The following is a 16534-nucleotide window of genomic DNA, read 5'->3' as shown; positions in this document are numbered from 1 at the left end:
ATGGCCATGCCACCGATCGACAACCTCGCACCGCCGCATCGGGTCCGTTCCGGCGCCTGCCTCACGGATCTGCTCGGGCATTGGGCGCAGACACGGCCCGAGGCGGTCGCCGTCGTCGACGGCGAGCGCGAAATGACCTTTCACGAACTCGAAGAAACGAGCGTGGGACTCGCCGCGTATCTCACCGGGCTGGGAATCGGCGTGGACGACACCGTCGGCCTGCACGTCGAGCCCTCCGCCGACCTGATGACCGGCGCGTGGGGAATTCTCGCTTCCGGGGCGGCCTATCTGCCGTTGTCCCCGGAATATCCGGAAGACCGGTTGCGGTACATGCTCGAAGACAGCGGTACCGGCGTCGTCGTCACTCAGCCGCACCTCGCCGGGCGCCTGGCCGGGCTGGTGCCGGCCGGGACGCGGATCGTCTCGGTGACCGACTCCGGAACGGCCGGCGTACCGCGCGGTCCCCGGCCGGACTCGCTCGCGTACGTCATCTACACCTCCGGCAGCACCGGGAAACCGAAGGGCGTGATGATCGAGCACCACAGTGTCGTGTCGCAGCTGCGCTGGCTACAGGCTTGCGGTCACCTCGGCCGGGACATCACGGTGCTGCAGAAGACGCCGATGAGTTTCGACGCCGCGCAATGGGAGATCCTCGCGCCCGCCGCCGGCGCCCGCGTGGTGATGAGCGCGCCGGGGAGTTTCCGGGATCCCGAAGCGCTGATCGACACGGTGGTGAAGCACGGCGTCACGACCTTGCAGTGCGTCCCGACGCTGCTGCAGGCCTTGCTCGACACCGAACGCTTCGCGACCTGCACCACGCTGCGCAAACTGTTCTCCGGAGGCGAGGCGCTTTCACGGCGGCTGGCCAAGGATCTCGCCGGTGAGCTGCCGTCGGCACGGCTGATCAACCTCTACGGGCCGACCGAATGCACGATCAACGCGACCGCCCACGTCGTCGACCCGGACACGATCGGCGAGAGCGCCGGAACGGTCCCGATCGGCGTACCGGCCGACAACACCGAGTGCTTCGTGCTCGACGCCGCCATGTCCCCGGTCGACATCGGGGAGACGGGAGAGCTGTACATCGGCGGCGTGCAGCTCGCGCGGGGCTACCTGAACCGGCCGGAGCAGACGGCCGAGAAGTTCGTGCCGAACCCGTTCGTGCCGACCGGACGGCTGTACCGCACCGGCGACCTCGTCCAGTGGAACCCGGACGGCACCCTGCAGTTCGTCGGCCGTGCCGACAACCAGGTCAAGCTGCGCGGTTACCGCGTCGAGCTGGACGAGATCGCGGTGGCGATCGAGGAGCACACGTGGGTGCGCCGGGCCGCGGCGGTGGTGACCGACGACGCGCGGACCGGCTCGAAGGCGCTCGTCGCCTGTGTGGAGCTGAATCCCCGCGAAGCCGCGGTGATGGATCAGGGCAACCATGGCGGGCACCACCAGTCGAAGGCCAGCAAGCTGCAGGTCAAGGCGCAGCTGTCGAATCCCGGTGTCCGCGACCTCGCCGATCGTCCCGCGATCGCGTTGCCGGGCAAGCGGGAAACCGATCGGCAGCGGCGGGAAGTCTTCGCCCGCAAGACTTACCGCTACTACGAGGGCGGCGAGGTCACCCGCGACGACCTCGCCGCACTCCTGGCACCGGAGCCGGTCCGCACGCGTTCGCGCGAACCCGGCGAACTCACGTTCGCCGAACTGGGTGAGCTGCTGCGGTGGTTCGGCCGGTTCCGCAGCGACGAGCGGCTGCTGCCGAAGTACGCGTACGCCTCGCCGGGCGCGCTGTACGCGACCCAGCTGTACCTGGAGACCAGCGGTCTCGACGGACTCGGCGCCGGGCTGTACTACTACCACCCCGTCGACCACACGCTGGTCCGGATCGGCGCGAGCACGGGCGCCGGGCACTCGGTGCACTTCATCGGCCGCACCGGCGCCATCGAACCGGTCTACAAGAACAACATCCGCGAGGTCCTCGAGTTCGAGACGGGGCACATGGTCGCGGTGTTCGAGGAGATCCTGCCCGGATACGGCCTCACGATCAGCCCGGCGGCGTCCGATCCCGCCGTCGCCGCGCGGGCCGGTGCCGCCGCCGAAGACCACTACCTCGGCACGTTCTCCTTGCACGCCGACGACGGTGCGCCCAGGCGGGACGACGTCGAGCTGTTCGTCCAAGCGCATCCGGGCCGCGTCAGAGGTCTCCCCGCCGGCACCTACCGCTGGCGCGGCGGGGACTTCGAACGGATCTCCGGCAAGCTCATCGAGGCCAAACACGTGATCGCGATCAACCAGCAGGTGTACGCACGCGCGGCCTTCGGCATCACGGCGGTGAGCCGCACCGCCGACGAGCGGCTGGCGTACATCGTCCTCGGCGCGAAGCTGCATCGCCTGCAGCGCAACGGTTCGGGGTTCGGTTTCATGTCGTCGGGCTACAGCTCGAAGAGCGGCCACCCGCTGCCCGCGGCCCGGCGGATCGACGACATCCTCGCCGGGCAGGGGATCGCCCCGGGTCCGTCGTACTTCTTCGTCGGCGGCAAGGTGAGCCCGGAGCAGGTGCGCAGCGAGGGCATGCGCGAAGACGCCGTGCACATGAAGGGACCGGCGGAGATCATCCGCGACGAACTCGCGACCACCCTGCCCGACTACATGATCCCGAACCGGGTTCTGGTACTCGACGCGTTGCCGTTGACCGCCAACGGAAAGGTCGACGCGCACGCGCTGGCGGAGACCGACGCCGTCCGTTCCGCGAGCACGGGCGCGCCGTATGTCGCTCCTTCGACGAGCCACGAACGGTGGCTGGCCGGGGTGTGGGGCAAGGCGCTGAACTACGACGACGTCTCGGCGCACGACGACTTCTTCGCCGCGGGCGGCAACTCGCTGACCGCGGTTTCCCTGGTGAACCGGATCAATCGCGAGTACGGCACCCGGCTGCCGCTGCAGGTCGTCTTCGAATGCCCGAAGCTGGCCGACCTCGCCGCCCGCATCGGCGAGGATTCCGCCGGGCCGTCGTCACGGCTGGTCCCGCTGGCGACCGGCGAAGGTCGCCCGGTGTTCTGCTGGCCCGGCCTGGGCGGCTACCCGATGAACCTGCGGTCGCTGGCTTCGGAAAGCGGCCTGGGGCGGCCGTTCTACGGCGTGCAGGCCCACGGGATCAACGCGGGCGAGACGCCGTACGCCACCGTCGAGGAGATGGCGAAGGCCGACGTCGCCGAGATCCGGCGCGTCCAGCCGGAGGGGCCGTACACGCTGTGGGGTTACTCGTTCGGCGCGCGGGTCGCCTTCGAAACGGCGTGGCAGCTGGAACAGCAGGGGCAGCGGGTGACCGACCTGCTGCTGATCTGCCCGGGCAATCCCGAGGTCGGAGGCGAGCGGGTGGCGAGCTACGCGAACCCGGCGTACCTGACGATCCTGCTGTCGGTCTTCCTCGGGTCGATCTCCGGGCCGGAAACGGTGGCCTGCCGGGAAACGGTTCGCGACGAAGACGGCTTCGTGGCGTTCGTGGCGAAGCTGCTGCCCGCGCTCGGCGAGCAGCTGATCCGGCGGATCGTCCGGATCGTGGAGGAGACCTACGAGTTCGACTACACCTTCCGTGAACTCGCGCGGCGGCGGATCGTGGCCCGGGTGACGCTGTTCAAGGCCGACGGCGACGACTACTCGTTCGTCGAGAACAGCTCCGGGTACTCGGCCACGCCACCGGAGGTGGTGACGCTCGAAGGCGATCACTACAGCGTCCTCAAGGAGAACGGGGTCGCCGAACTGGTGACGGCGATCCGTGCCCGGCTGAGCTAAGGAGGAACGTCAGTGCCCGACTCCCTCGGTCCCCGCCTCAAGGTCGGCGTCGTGGTCCCGTCCACCAACACCTCGGCGCAGCCGGAACTGGACGCGCTGCGCCCCGACGGCGTCACCAACCACACCGGCCGGATGGTGATCGAAGACGACCCGATGGTCGACGAACCGGGGTTCGACCACGTCATGCACGGGATCCGGCGGTCGACGCGGCCGGCGATCCGCGGTGTCGTCGGCTGCGACCCCGGCTGCGTGATCATCGGGGTCTCCCCGGAAAGCCATTGGGAGGGACCGGAGGCACATGGCCGCGTCCTGGCCGCGATGCGGGAGGCCGCGGGCGGGCGGCCGGTGACGATGAGCCCGGACGCGATCAACGCCGCGCTCGCCACGTACGGCGCCCGCCGGATCGCGGTCATCACGCCGTACCTGCCGGTCGGCGACGATCCGGTGCGGCGCTTCTTCGGCGACAACGGCTACGACCTGCTGCGCGTCCACGGTCTCGGCATGCCCAGCCCGGCCAAGATCTCGCACGTCTCCGAGACCGCGCTCCGCGACGCGGTCAAGGAGGTCGACCACGCCGACGTCGAGGCCATCGTCCAGGTCGGCACCAACGTCGCCATGGCTCGGCTCGCGGCGGCCGCCGAGTTCTGGCTCGGCAAACCGGTGCTCTCGAACAACGTCGTCCTGTACTGGCACGCGCTGCGGCAGAACGGTGTCGCCGATCGCGTGCGCGGCTTCGGCTCCCTGCTGACGGAGCACTGACCGGTATTTGACTGATCGTTACAGAACGTGGGATGCTGGACGGCATGCCCCGCCCCAAGGGTTTCGATCCCACCGAGGTGCTCGACGCCGCGGTCGGCACGTTCTGGCGCAAGGGATACGCCGCCACGTCGGCCCAGGACCTGGTCGACGGCACCGGGCTCGGGCGGGGCAGCCTGTACAACACGTTTTCGGGCAAGCAGCAGCTGTTCAGCCAGGCGCTTCGGCGCTACGAGGAGACGTCCGCGACCAGGGTCGAGGAGATGCTGGCCGCGCCGGGGACCATCCGGGCGCGGATCAGACGTGTCCTGATGGACGTCGTCGACGACGAGCTGGACTCGTCCGCCGCGCACCGCGGCTGCCTGGCGGTCAACGCCGCCCTCGAGCTCGGCGGCATCGACGACGAGGTCACCGCCCGCGTCCGCCACAACTTCGAGCGCGTGGAGAACGCGTTCCACGCCGAGTTCGCCGCCGCCTGGGAACAGGGTGAGATCGGCGGCGATCCGCGGTCGTTGGCACGGTTCACCCTCGCCGCGATGTACGGCCTGCGGGTCCTGGGCAAGACCGCGGACCGGCAGGCGCTCACCCAAGTAGTCGAAACCACCATCCAGGCGTTGTGATGTTCCAGGTTTCGTGACAGAACCCCCGCGCTCACACGGATTTCTTTCGCGCTGATTCTTTAACGAGCATTCCACTATCGGCAAGGAGCAGGTAACTCATGACTGAGACCGTCGCGGTGCTCGGCACCGGAATCATCGGTGCCCCGGTCGCGCGCAATCTGAGCAAGGTCGGCTTCGCGGTCCGGGCCTGGAACCGCACCGCGGCCAAGGCCGAAGCCCTCGCCGATCACGGTGTCGAGGTCGCCGGGAGCGCCGCGGAAGCCGTCGACGGCGCGCGTGTCGTGATCACGGTCCTCACGGACGGCCAGGCGGTGCTGGAGGCCATCCGCGCGGCCGCCCCCGCCGCGGGCACGATCTGGGTGCAGCTCAGCACCGTCGGCGACGCCGTCGAGGAACTGGTCGAGTACGCCGACGAGCAGGGGCTCGTTTTCGTCGACGCACCGGTGCAGGGCACCCGCCAGCCTGCCGAACAGGGCCAGTTGATCGTGCTGGCGGCGGGCGCGGCCGACACACGGGCGACCGTCCAGCCGCTGTTCGACGCGATCGGCAAGCGCACGCTGTGGGTCGGCGAAGACGGCCGCACCGGCGCCGCGAGCAGGCTCAAACTGGTGCTGAACACCTGGGTGATCGCGCTGACCCACGGCGTCGGCGAGGCGCTGGCGCTGGCCGAAGGGCTCGGTGTCGACCCGCGGCACTTCGTCGACGTCGTCACCGGCGGCCCGATGGACAACGGCTACTTCCAGGCCAAATCCGCCGCGATCCTCAACGGCGACTACACCACCGCCTTCTCGGTCGACAACGCCGAGAAGGACGCCCGGCTGGTGCTGGCCGCCGCGGCCCGCGCGGGTGTCCGGATGGACGCCGTCGAGGCCGGGCGGGCCCGTTTCGCCCGCGCGTCCGAGGCCGGACACGGCGACGAGGACATGGCGGCCGGCTACTTCGCCAGCTTCACCGACCGCATTTAGAGGACTAAATGCGCAGGTAGCGCACCTGGGTCGCCTTGCCGCGTTCGATTCCCTCCCGTCCCGAGAGGTGCTCCGGAACGCCGACTTCCCACCACGCGCCGGCCTCGGTCCACGAGTCCGGCCGGGTCCGCACCACGACCACCGCCGGTCGCTTTTCGGCCACCGCGGCTTCCCGCGCCTTCGCGTAGGCCGCCCGCACATCGTCCACAGTGGACGCCGGGAACACGGCGCACCCCAACGACTCCGCGTGCCGCGCGAAGTCGACCCGAGGGGGATCGGCGTGCGCGCTCCGGCAGTCGCCGAGGAGGTTGTTGAACGGCTTGCCGCCCTGCCCCTCCTGCAGCCGTGCGATGACCGCGTAGCCGTCGTTGTCGCAGACCACCGCCACGAAAGGATGCCCGGCGAAGGCGGCCGAGAACAGTTCCGAGTTCAGCATCAGGTACGAACCGTCGCCGAGCATCGTGGTGACCAGGCCCTCGGTATGCGCCATCGCCGCACCCCAGGCACCCGCGAGCTCGTAACCCATACAGGAGAACCCGTACTCGACGTCCATGCTGATCGAGCCCGACCCGCGCCAGCCGCCGATGAGTTCGCCCGGCATGCCGCCGGACGCGGTCATCACGTAGTCGTGCGGCTCGGAGAGATCGTTGACCGCGCCGACGACCTGGGCATACGTCGGCACTTCGCCGGAAACGGCGCGCAGGGTGTCGATATGCGCGTCCCAGCGGCCTCGCTCCGCCGCGGCACGCTCTGTCCATAATGGATCGACGTGCCAGTTTTCGAGCTGGGCCGACAGATCCACGAGACCCGCGTCGGCGTCACCCACGACGGCCAGTGCGCCGTGCTTGACCGCGTCGAACCGGGCGGCGTTCAGCGTGATCAGCCGGACGTCGGGGGAGAACACCGTCCAGGACGCCGTGGTGAAGTCCTGCAAACGCGTGCCGACGGCCAGCACGACGTCGGCCTCCGCGGCCAGCACGTTCGCCGAGGTCGAGCCCGTGACGCCGAGCGGACCGGCGTACAGCGGATGGCCGTGCGGCACGAGGGTGCGCCCCGCCGTGGTCTCGGTGACCGGGATGCCATGCCGTCCGGCGAAGGCCAGCGCCCGCTCGCCCGCGCCGGAATACCGGACACCGCCGCCCAGCACCAGCAACGGTTTCCGCGCCGCCCGCAGCTCGCCCGCCGCTTCGGTGAGTGCCCGGCGATCGGGCCGTGGCCGCTGCGGGCGATGGGTCACCGGCGCGAACAACGCGTCCGGGAAGTCGTACGTTTCGGCCTGGACGTCCTGCGGGAGCGCCAGCGTCACCGGCCCCGCGTCCGCCGGATCGGTCAGCACCCTGGCGACCTGCGGCAAGGTCGAGAGCAGCTGCTCCGGCCGGGTGATCCGGTCGAAGTACCGGCTCACCGCGCGGAAGGCGTCGTTGACCGTGGCCGTCGGATCGCCGAAATGCTCCACCTGCTGCAGCACCGGATCCGGGGCGCGGCTGGTGAAGGTGTCGCCGGGGAGCAGCAAGACCGGCAGCCGGTTCGCGTGCGCGACCCCGGCCGCGGTGACCATGTTCAGCGCGCCGGGCCCGATCGACGACGTCACCACGCCCACCTGGCGCCGATGCGTCGCCTTCGCGTAGCCGACCGCCGCGAGCGCCATGCCCTGCTCGGTCTGCCCGCGCCACAGGGGAAGCTCGTCGCGGTACTCCTCCAGCGCGGTGCCGAGGCCGAGGACGTTGCCGTGCCCGAAGATCGCGAACACCCCGGGGAACAACGGGACTTCCCGCCCGTCCAGGGTTTCCGACCGCTGCGCGAGCAGCCAGCGCACCAGGGCCTGTGCCGTGGTCAGCTTCATGAGACCCGCCCTTCGTGGCTCGTGACCGGGCAGCGCGGGTCGAGCTCCTGGTCGTTCCACGTGTCACGGACCCAGCCGTGCGCGGGGTCGTCGCAGAACGCCATCGACCGCTCGTCGGCGGGCCCGGCCAGGACGTTCAGGTAGTACATCGGATAGCCCGGCGCGGCGACGCAAGGACCGTGATAGCCGCGCGGGATCAGGAAGACGTCCCCGTCCCGGACCGCGACGTCCTCGTCGAGTTCACCGTCGGCGGTGTACGTCCGGTGCAGGCCGAACCCTTCGCGGGAAGGGGTCACACCGTCGCGGCCGGCGATGCGGAAGTAGTAGATCTCCTCGTTGACGACCTCGCATTCGGACACCTCGTCGTGCTTGTGCGGCGGGTACGACGACCAGTTGCCGCCCGGCGTGATCAGCTCGCAGGCGTTCAGCTTGTCCGCGTGGTCCCAGACGCCCGGTACGCCGAAGTTGGTGACCTGCCTGGTCGCCTGCCCGGCCCCGCGCACCTCCACCGGCACGTTCTCGGCCGGTCCGTAGCGCGGTTCGAGACGGCGGCCGCAGCGGGCCATCGGCAGCGCGACCTCGATCCCCGCCGCTGTCGACAACTCGACTTCGGCGTCGCGCGGCACATAGGCGAAATCCGTGACCCGGGTGAACACCGAGTCCCGCCCCGCCAGCTCGAAGACCTGCCCGTCGACCCGGACCGTGCACGATCCCGCCAGCGGCAGGACGAACGCCTCGTATTCGCCGGTGCGCAGCACCCTGGTTTCCCCGGCGGCCAGTGAGAGGACCCGCAGCCCGCTGTAGGTCCAGCCCGCCGAGTCCGGGGTGAGCCGGACCGGATCCCGCTCGTCGGAAAGCGTCCCGAGTGGACGGTGCAGCTTGCTCACAGCAACTCCTCGATCTCGTCGGCGGTGGGCATGGCGTCGGCGCAGGCGAGCCGCGAGGCGACGAGCGCGCCCGCCGCGTTGGCGTAGGTGGCGATGCGCACCGGATCCCAGCCGGAGAGCAGGCCGTGGATCAGCGCACCGCCGAAACCGTCACCGGCGCCGAGCCCGCAGACGACCTCGACCCGCTGGGGCGGCACGGTCCAGCGGCCTTCGGCGGTGGCCACCAGCACACCTTCGGCGCCCTTCTTGATCACCGCCAGCTCGACACCTCTGGCCAGCATCCGGGACGCGGCCTCGTCGGGATCCGCCGTGCCCACGGCGACCTCCGCCTCGGCGCGGTTGCCGACCGCGACCGTGACGTGGTCGAGCATCCAGCCGATCTCCTCGCGCGCCGTCCCGGTGTCCGGCCAGAACATCGGCCGGAAGTCGAGATCCAGCACGGTATGCGACCGGCGTTCGCGCCGCAGGAGCATCTCGCGCTGGGTGGAGCGCGCCGGTTCGACCGAGACACCCGTCCCGGTGACCCACAGCAGCGGAACGGATTCCACGACGTCCCAGGGCACATCGTGCTCGCCGATGGTCAGATCCGGGGCGATCGGGGACCGGTAGAACAGCAGCGGCGGATCCGCGGGCGGGTCCAGCGAGCAGAACACCACCGGCGTCTGCAACCCTTCCGACGTCCCGACGTGCTCGGGGGAGACGCCGAACTCCCGCAGCGCCTGCCGCACGTACTCGCCGAAGCCGTCCGGGCCGACCTTCGTCAGCACCGACGTCGAGCGGCCGAGCCGCGCGGCGGCGACCGCGACGTTGGTCGCGGTGCCGCCGAGCGATTTGGCGAAGGTGCTGACCCCGGCCAGCGGCACGCCGCTCTGTTCGGGGTAGAGGTCCACCCCGACCCGGCCGACGGTCAGTGCTTCGAGAACGGTCATGAAGGGGACTCCGCGGCTCGCAATTCGTGTTCGAGGGCTTCCAGTTCCGCGCCGCCCGCCATCTGCCTGGTCAGTTCGGCCAGGTCGATCTCGGACTTCTCGTAGGCGCCGAGCGACGCACCCCGTTTGAGCAGCAGGAAACGATCCGCCACCGGATACGCGTGATGCGGGTTGTGCGTGATCAGTACGACGCCGAGCCCGCGGTCACGGGCCTGCGCGACGTACTTGAGCACGACCCCCGCCTGTTTGACGCCCAGCGCGGCCGTCGGCTCGTCGAGGATCAGCACCTTCGCCCCGAAGTACACGGCCCGCGCGATGGCGACGCACTGCCGCTCGCCACCGGAGAGCGTGCCGACCGGCTGCTCGACGTCGCGCAGGTCGATGCCCATGTCGGACAACGCCTTCTTGGTCGTCTCGCGGCCCTTCTTCCGGTCCAGCGCGCGGAACGGACCGAACCCGACCGTCGGCTCGGAACCGAGGAAGAAGTTCCGCCACACGCTCATCAGCGGGACGACCGCGAGGTCCTGGTACACCGTCGCGATCCCGCGATCGAGCGCTTCACGCGGCGAGGCGAACTTGACCGGCTCGCCCTCGACCAGGAACTCGCCCCTGTCGTGCTGGTGGACTCCGGCCAGGATCTTGATCAACGTGGACTTCCCGGCGCCGTTGTCGCCGAGCACGCAGGTGACCTCGCCCGCGTTGACCACGGTGGAGACGTCGCGCAAGGCGATCACACTGCCGTACGTTTTGCCGACGTCCTTCACTTCGAGGAGACGACTCATCGCCGGACCCTTTCCGCTCGCCGCCGGAAGGCGTTGTTGACCAGGACCGCGGACAGCAGCATCACGCCGAGGAACAGCATGAACCAGTCGCTGTCCCAGCGGGCGAACACGATGCCCTGCCGGGCCATACCGAAGATCAGCGCGCCGATCGCGGCGCCGATCGCCGAACCGAACCCGCCGGTCAGCAGGCAGCCGCCGATCACGGCCGCGATGATGTACTGGAACTCCAGCCCGATGCCCTGGTTCGCCTGGACACTCGCGAACCGCAGGATGTTGATCGAGCCCACCAGCCACGCGGCGAGCGCGGTGGTCATGAACAGCATGATCTTGGTGCGCACCACCGGCACCCCGACCGCGCGCGAACTCTGCGCGGAGCCGCCGACGGCGAAGATCCAGTTGCCGAAACGGGTCCGGACCAGCAGCCAAGCCGCCAGGACGGCGAACCCGATCCACCACAGGATCGAGATCTGGAACGCCGTCCCGCCGATGTCCACAGTGGACGCGAAGACGAAGCCGGCGGACTCGTAGCCGTCGGTCGAACGCATCCCGGACACCTGGACGGTGCCCGTGACCAGCCGGGTGACGCCGAGGTTGAGCCCCTGCAGGGCCAGGAAGGTGCCCAAGGTGACGATGAAACTGGGCAACCCGGTGCGCATCACCAGCCAGCCGTTGAACGCGCCGACCGCGAGGGCGAAGACCAGCGAGGCGAACAGCGCGAGCCAGACGTTCCAGCCCGCCTGCGTCGCCAGCGTCGCGGTGACGAGCGCGGTGGACGCCGTCATGACCCCGGCGGAGAGATCGAACTCGCCGCCGATCATCAGCAGGGACACCGCGACCGCCATGATGCCGAGCGTCGAGGCGTCGTCCAGCCAGGTCGCCACGCCGCTGCCGCTGAAGAACTGGTCGGTGACGACGGTGAAGAACAGGAAGACGACGACGGCGCCGAGCAGCGCGCCGATCTCGGGCCGGACGACCAGCCTGTCCATCAGCCGCGGTTTCGCGAGCCGTTCGTCGAGGGTGGTGGTTGTCATCGCGTGCCCCTTTGCACGTACCGGCCGACGGTGTCCACAGTGGATTTGTCGACCAGGTCGGGACCGGTGAGCACCGGCTTCCCGCCGCCGACGACGTTCGCGTTGTCCCGGTAGAGCTTGAGGAACTGCACCGGGAGATAGCCCTGTTCGTACTGCTGCTGATCGACCGCGAAGACGACGTCGCCCGACTTGATCGCACCGACCACGTCGGTGTTGAGGTCGAACGTGCCGACCTGCGCCGTCGAGCCGACCGCCTTGATCGCGCTCACCGCACGGGCGGCGACCTGCGAGTTCAGCGTCAGGACGGCGTCGAGGGAGGAGTCGGTCTGTACCGCGCCCCTGATCCGGGATTCGGCATCGGTGGGGTTGCTGATGTCGACCTGCAGGGTCTGCACGTCGCCCGCGAAGCCGGTCTTGGCGCCGTCGCAGCGTTGTGCCTGCCCGACGTTGCCCGCTTCGTGGACGACGCAGAGCAGCTTCTTCTTGCCGAGCTCCCGGAACTTCTTCCCGGCCTCCTCGCCCGCGATGGTCTCGTTCTGCCCGACGTGGGTGAGCGCGCCGTACGCCGCGCTCTTGTCCTCGCCGGAGTTGATGGTGATGACCGGGATCCCGGCGCGGACCGCGTTCTCGATCGAGGTCTTGAGCGCCTCCGGATTCGCCATCGAGACCACGAGCCCGCCGACGCGCTGGGCGACCGCGTTGTCGATCAGCTTGGCCTGGTTGCCGGGGTCTCCGTCCGAGTTGTACTCGACCTGGACGTCGAGCTGCCTGCCCGCCTCTTCGGCGCCGTTCTTGACCACGTTCCAGAACGCGTCACCGGCGGTGCCGTGCGAGATGACCGCGACCCGCAGCGGCCCGCTGGGCTGGATCGTCTCCGGGGCAGCGCCCGCCGCGGGTTTCTCCTCGGCCTTCGGCCCGGTGCACGCGGACAGGAGCAACAGCCCCGCCACGACCACCAAGGCCCTTTTCAGTGTCGTCTTGGGAACCCGCGACCGGAATCGCTTTGACAGAGCGGGTTCCCGTTTGGGTTCCTCTTCGCAAGCACTGTTGCGCCGCCATTTCTTCAAGCGATGGGACATCGTCGTCACTCCTCGCTTCTTCCGTTACCTGGCAGCCGGGAGCCGGCTGACGATTCCGTCGAGATGCGCCAGGCTCCTGGCCACATCCCGCTTCGGCAGATCCTCCGGGCTCCCCTCGCTCAGCGCGGTGTCCTGTTCGAGCACGTACCACCCGTCGTAGCCCGCCTCGTGGACGAACCTGACCATCGTTTCGATGTCGACGTCCCCGTCGCCCAAGGGGACATACAGACCTTTGCCCACCGCTTCGGCGTAGGGAAGCCTTCCGGCGCGGACCTCCTCGGCGAGTTCCCCGCGCACGTCCTTGAGATGCAGATGCCCGACCCGTCCGGGATGGCGTTTCGCCAGCGCCACCGGATCGGTCCCGCCGATCAGGAGATGCCCGGTGTCCAGGCACAGCGGGAGATCGGAATCGGCGAGGAAACGCTCGACCTCCCGCTCGGTCTCCACATGCGTCCCCACATGCGGGTGCAGCACGGTGCGGAGACCGTGCCGCGCGGCGATTTCCGCGATCCCGCCGGAGGTTTCCACGAGCGTCGCCCATTCGGTGTCGCTCAGCTCCGGCCGATCGTCGTAACCGTCGAGGCCGGTCGCGGCGGCGACGACGAGCATGGTCCCGCCGCAGGCGGCGAACAGCGCGGCGGATTCTTCGGCCTCCGCCAGCGCGGCTTCGGGATTCTCGTGCAGGACGACGGCGAGGAAGCCGCCGACCAGTTCGAGCCGGTGGCCGCTCAGCCGTTCGCGCAATTCGGCCGGGTCTCGCGGCAGGTATCCGGGCGGGCCGAGCTCGGTGGCGCGCACGCCCAGCTCCGCCATCTCGCCCAGCACGGTCCCCGCGTCGAGCACGCGGCCCCAGCCGGGGACTTCACAGACGCCCCAAGAAATCGGGGCGGCGGCGACGCGGATCCGGGGTGTCGTGACGGTCATCGGCGGCCTCCGGGGGATCGGGGTTAGAGCGCTCTATTGATTAGAGCGCTCTAATCATGTAGCGTCCGTCACAGTAAAGTCAAGGGCAGGGAGACCGTGAAGATGGCGCGACCGACGATGGAGGACGTCGCCGCGAAAGCGGGGGTGTCCCGTGCGCTCGTGTCGCTGGTGATGCGGAACGCGCCGAACGTCTCGGACGAGCGGCGCACACGCGTGCTGTGCGCGGCGCACGAACTGGGGTACGAGCCGCATGCGATGGCCAGGTCGCTGGCGAGCCGGACATCGACCGTACTCGGCGTGATGGTCTCCGATCTCCGCAACGCGTTCTTCGCCGACGTCGTCGAAGGGCTCGACGCGGCGGCCGAGGCGGCCGGGTTCCATTTGATCCTCAACACCGGCGGCCGGAGTCCCGCGCGGGAGCGTGCCGCGCTGAAGAGCCTGCTGTCCTTCCGGCCCGCCGGGGTGATCCTGCTGTCGCCGGTGGTCCCCGCGTCGGCGATCGAGGAAGCGGCCGCGCAAAGCCCCGTCGTCCTGGTGTCGCGGACGTCGCGCGCGGCGGGTGTGGACACGGTGAACGACGACGGCGAGGCCGGGTCCGCGCTCGCCGTGGATCACCTGGTTTCCTTGGGACACAAAAGCATCGCCCATCTGGACGGAGGGCTCGCCGCCGGCGCGGCCGCCCGTCGCCGGGGGTACCTGCAGGCCATGCGGCGGCATCGGCTGAATCCGGTAATCGTGCGCAGCGAGCACACCGACACCGCCGGAGAGAAGGCCGTGCACGAACTGCTCGGCGATCCACCGGAAGGCGGAATGCCGACCGCGTTGGTGGCGGGCAACGACTTCAACGCCGTCGGTGCGATCTCCGCGTTGGAAGAGGCAGGCCTGCGCGTGCCGGAAGACGTCTCCGTCGTCGGCTACGACAACACCTCGCTCGCCGCGCTGCGCCATCTGTCACTGACCACTGTGGACCAGCCGCGCACCGAGATGGGCAGGCTGGCCGTCGAAGCACTGCTCGAACGGATCCGGGGTGAACGCGCCGAACCGGTCCGCCATCTGCTGCACCCGTCGCTGGTGGTCCGATCGACCACCGCCGCTCCAGAAAGGTAACCACATGAGGTTGGGACTCGCCGGCACCGGCCGGATCGGCACTTCGCACGCCGAGACCTTGAAGAGCTTCGACGAGGTTTCGTCCGTGGTCGTCGCCGACGTCGATGCCGCCCGCGCCCAGGCCGCCGCGGCGAAACTCGGCGTCGAGGCGGCGGCGGACATCCCTTCGCTGTTCGCGTCCTCTTTGGACGGTCTGGTGATCGCCGCGGCGACGGACGCGCATCCGGAGCTGATCCTCAAGGCCGTGGACGCGGGGATCCCCGTGTTCTGCGAGAAACCGGTCGCCGCCGACATCCCGGGAACGCTCGCGGTGATCGACAAGATCTCCGGTGCGGACGTCCCGGTGCAGATCGGTTTCCAGCGCCGGTTCGACGCGGGCTACGCGGCCGCACGGGCGGCGGTGGCCTCGGGCGAGCTCGGCTGGCTGCACACCTTGCGCGCGACCACGCTCGACCCGGCACCCCCGCCCGCCGAGTACGTCGCGCATTCCGGCGGCCTGTTCCGCGACTGCGGCGTGCACGACTTCGACGTCGTCCGGTTCGTGAGCGGCCGCGAGGTCGTCGAGGTCTACGCCGTGGGGACGAACAAGGGCGAGCGCTTCTTCGTCGACGCCGGTGACGTCGACACCGCTGCCGCGACCCTGACACTGGACGACGGAACGCTCGCGGTGGTTTCGCTGACGCGCTACAACGGTGCGGGCTACGACGTCCGGCTGGAGGTTCTCGGCTCGGCGGGCAACGTCGTGGTGGGCCTGGACGACCGAGCACCGCTGACCTCGGTGGAACCGGGCGTCCAGCCGTTGCCCGGCCCGGCGTACCCCGGGTTCATGGAACGCTTCCGCCCTGCGTACATCAGCGAACTGAAGGCTTTCCTCGACGTCGCCGCCGGTCGCGCGCCGAGCCCGTGCGGTGCCGCGGACGCGCTGGAGGCGTTCTACATCGCCGAAGCCTGCGAGGTCTCGCGCCGTGAACGCCGTCCGGTGCGGGTGGACGAGGTCCGCGTCTGAGCACGCTTTCTCTGCACGCTGCCAAGTACATGAAGGCCCCCTTCCTTGCGCCTAGCGCAATGAAGGACCCCTTCATGTACTTGGGAATGTACGAAGATCCGTTCCGGACGCCGACAACTTCCTGCCACCGGTCACCGCAGAAGCGCCCCGCTCGCTAGGGTGATCGCGAACGACAGCGACCGAACGGGCGAGGAGAGCGGATGCAGCCGAATCCACCGGGGCCCGGCTTTCCTCAGTACGGTCAGCCGCCGATGCCCAAACCGCGGGCCAACGCCCCGGCCGCGGTGATCGCCGGTGTCCTGGCGTTGCTCGCCGCCGCCATGCTCGTCTGGTTCGCGCTCTACAACGTCTTCGTCGCCACCGAGGCGAACGGCGGCTTGTCGGCCATCACGGTGCAGAACATGCTCAGCGGCGCCCTCTCCGCTGTCGTGCTGGTGGTCACGGCCGGATTCACGTTCGCTCGCAGGATTCCCGGCGTGTGGACGCTGTTCGGGTTTTGCGTGTTCTACGTGGTGGCCGTGTTCGTGGGGATGCCGCTCGTCTGGGGAACGCCCTTCAGCAACCAGGTCAAGTGGCTCTTCAGCTTCGACGACAGCGACAGCACCGCGATGGCGCTGATGATCGTCTTCAGCGTTCTCGCGGCGGTCGCGGCGGCGATCGCCGGCAGCGTGAAGTCCTACGGGAAGAAGAGCTAGAGCGCCGAAGGGCAAATGTGTCTTGCCGGGAGGAGTGTCCGGGACCAGGGCACGCCGGGTCGTGAGTGTTTCGGGTCGTTCTAACGACCCAAAACACTCACGAGGCGGCACCTGCGACCGAACCGCC

At 69.4% G+C, this 16534-nt stretch carries 14 protein-coding genes; 7 read left to right on the top strand and 7 right to left on the bottom strand.

Annotation, left to right across the window (positions count from 1 at the left end; translation table 11 throughout):
- Window positions 1-6 precede the first annotated feature (6 nt).
- The 4 genes from AVR91_RS09455 (at window position 7) to AVR91_RS09440 (ending at window position 6124) form a co-directional block, all read left to right on the top strand.
- Window positions 7-3783 (top strand): non-ribosomal peptide synthetase family protein, encoded by a 3777-nt coding sequence (locus AVR91_RS09455; protein WP_228709166.1) that lies wholly within the window; start codon window positions 7-9, stop codon window positions 3781-3783.
- Window positions 3784-3795: 12 nt separating this feature from the next.
- Entirely contained in the window at window positions 3796-4542 is a 747-nt protein-coding gene (locus tag AVR91_RS09450; RefSeq protein WP_063273368.1) for a maleate cis-trans isomerase family protein, read from the top strand.
- Between the two features lie 44 nt (window positions 4543-4586).
- Window positions 4587-5159, top strand: coding sequence for a TetR/AcrR family transcriptional regulator (locus tag AVR91_RS09445; RefSeq protein WP_063273375.1), 573 nt, complete (start codon window positions 4587-4589; stop codon window positions 5157-5159).
- Window positions 5160-5257: 98 nt separating this feature from the next.
- Window positions 5258-6124: an NAD(P)-dependent oxidoreductase gene (locus tag AVR91_RS09440; protein ID WP_063273367.1), complete on the top strand. Its 867-nt coding sequence runs from the start codon at window positions 5258-5260 to the stop codon at window positions 6122-6124.
- Window positions 6125-6128: 4 nt separating this feature from the next.
- Here the strand turns inward: AVR91_RS09440 and iolD are convergent, their stop codons facing one another.
- From iolD to AVR91_RS09405, 7 genes are all read right to left on the bottom strand, one after another.
- Window positions 6129-7967, bottom strand: coding sequence for a 3D-(3,5/4)-trihydroxycyclohexane-1,2-dione acylhydrolase (decyclizing) (gene iolD, locus AVR91_RS09435; RefSeq protein ID WP_143253944.1), 1839 nt, complete (start codon window positions 7965-7967; stop codon window positions 6129-6131).
- Entirely contained in the window at window positions 7964-8854 is an 891-nt protein-coding gene (iolB, locus tag AVR91_RS09430; protein ID WP_063273366.1) for a 5-deoxy-glucuronate isomerase, read from the bottom strand. Before iolB ends, iolD begins: the two co-directional genes overlap by 4 nt.
- On the bottom strand, window positions 8851-9783 hold the full coding sequence (iolC, locus tag AVR91_RS09425) for a 5-dehydro-2-deoxygluconokinase (RefSeq protein WP_063273365.1): 933 nt from the start codon (window positions 9781-9783) through the stop codon (window positions 8851-8853). The genes iolB and iolC overlap by 4 nt, the downstream gene beginning before the upstream one ends.
- The gene (locus AVR91_RS09420; RefSeq protein WP_037342220.1) at window positions 9780-10565 is read right to left on the bottom strand and encodes an ATP-binding cassette domain-containing protein; all 786 of its coding nucleotides are present in this window, start codon (window positions 10563-10565) and stop codon (window positions 9780-9782) included. The genes iolC and AVR91_RS09420 overlap by 4 nt, the downstream gene beginning before the upstream one ends.
- Window positions 10562-11596, bottom strand: a complete 1035-nt coding sequence (locus tag AVR91_RS09415) for an ABC transporter permease (protein WP_063273364.1) — start codon at window positions 11594-11596, stop codon at window positions 10562-10564. The genes AVR91_RS09420 and AVR91_RS09415 overlap by 4 nt, the downstream gene beginning before the upstream one ends.
- Complete coding sequence (locus AVR91_RS09410; RefSeq protein WP_143253955.1) at window positions 11593-12567, bottom strand: sugar ABC transporter substrate-binding protein; 975 nt, start codon at window positions 12565-12567, stop codon at window positions 11593-11595. The genes AVR91_RS09415 and AVR91_RS09410 overlap by 4 nt, the downstream gene beginning before the upstream one ends.
- 132 nt (window positions 12568-12699) lie before the next feature.
- Window positions 12700-13599 (bottom strand): sugar phosphate isomerase/epimerase family protein, encoded by a 900-nt coding sequence (locus AVR91_RS09405; RefSeq protein ID WP_063273363.1) that lies wholly within the window; start codon window positions 13597-13599, stop codon window positions 12700-12702.
- Between the two features lie 102 nt (window positions 13600-13701).
- Between AVR91_RS09405 and AVR91_RS09400 the strand changes: the two genes are divergently transcribed.
- The 3 genes from AVR91_RS09400 to AVR91_RS09390 all read left to right on the top strand — a co-directional run bounded on the left by AVR91_RS09400 (window position 13702) and on the right by AVR91_RS09390 (window position 16407).
- Window positions 13702-14706 carry a LacI family DNA-binding transcriptional regulator gene (locus AVR91_RS09400; RefSeq protein WP_063273372.1) on the top strand — a complete coding sequence of 335 codons (1005 nt, stop codon included), beginning with the start codon at window positions 13702-13704 and terminating at the stop codon, window positions 14704-14706.
- 4 nt (window positions 14707-14710) lie between these two features.
- A complete protein-coding gene (locus tag AVR91_RS09395) occupies window positions 14711-15712 on the top strand; it encodes a Gfo/Idh/MocA family protein (protein ID WP_063273362.1) in 1002 nt (333 codons plus the stop codon).
- Between the two features lie 251 nt (window positions 15713-15963).
- Complete coding sequence (locus tag AVR91_RS09390) at window positions 15964-16407, top strand: hypothetical protein (RefSeq protein ID WP_083737485.1); 444 nt, start codon at window positions 15964-15966, stop codon at window positions 16405-16407.
- The last annotated feature ends 127 nt before the right edge of the window (window positions 16408-16534 follow it).

Origin of the sequence: Amycolatopsis keratiniphila subsp. keratiniphila (assembly GCF_001620365.2) — a bacterium.
Taxonomy (GTDB): Bacteria; Actinomycetota; Actinomycetes; order Mycobacteriales; family Pseudonocardiaceae; genus Amycolatopsis; species Amycolatopsis keratiniphila.
The sequence above is the reverse complement of the archived record's forward strand: the minus strand, read 5'-3'. Positions and strand labels throughout refer to the sequence as shown.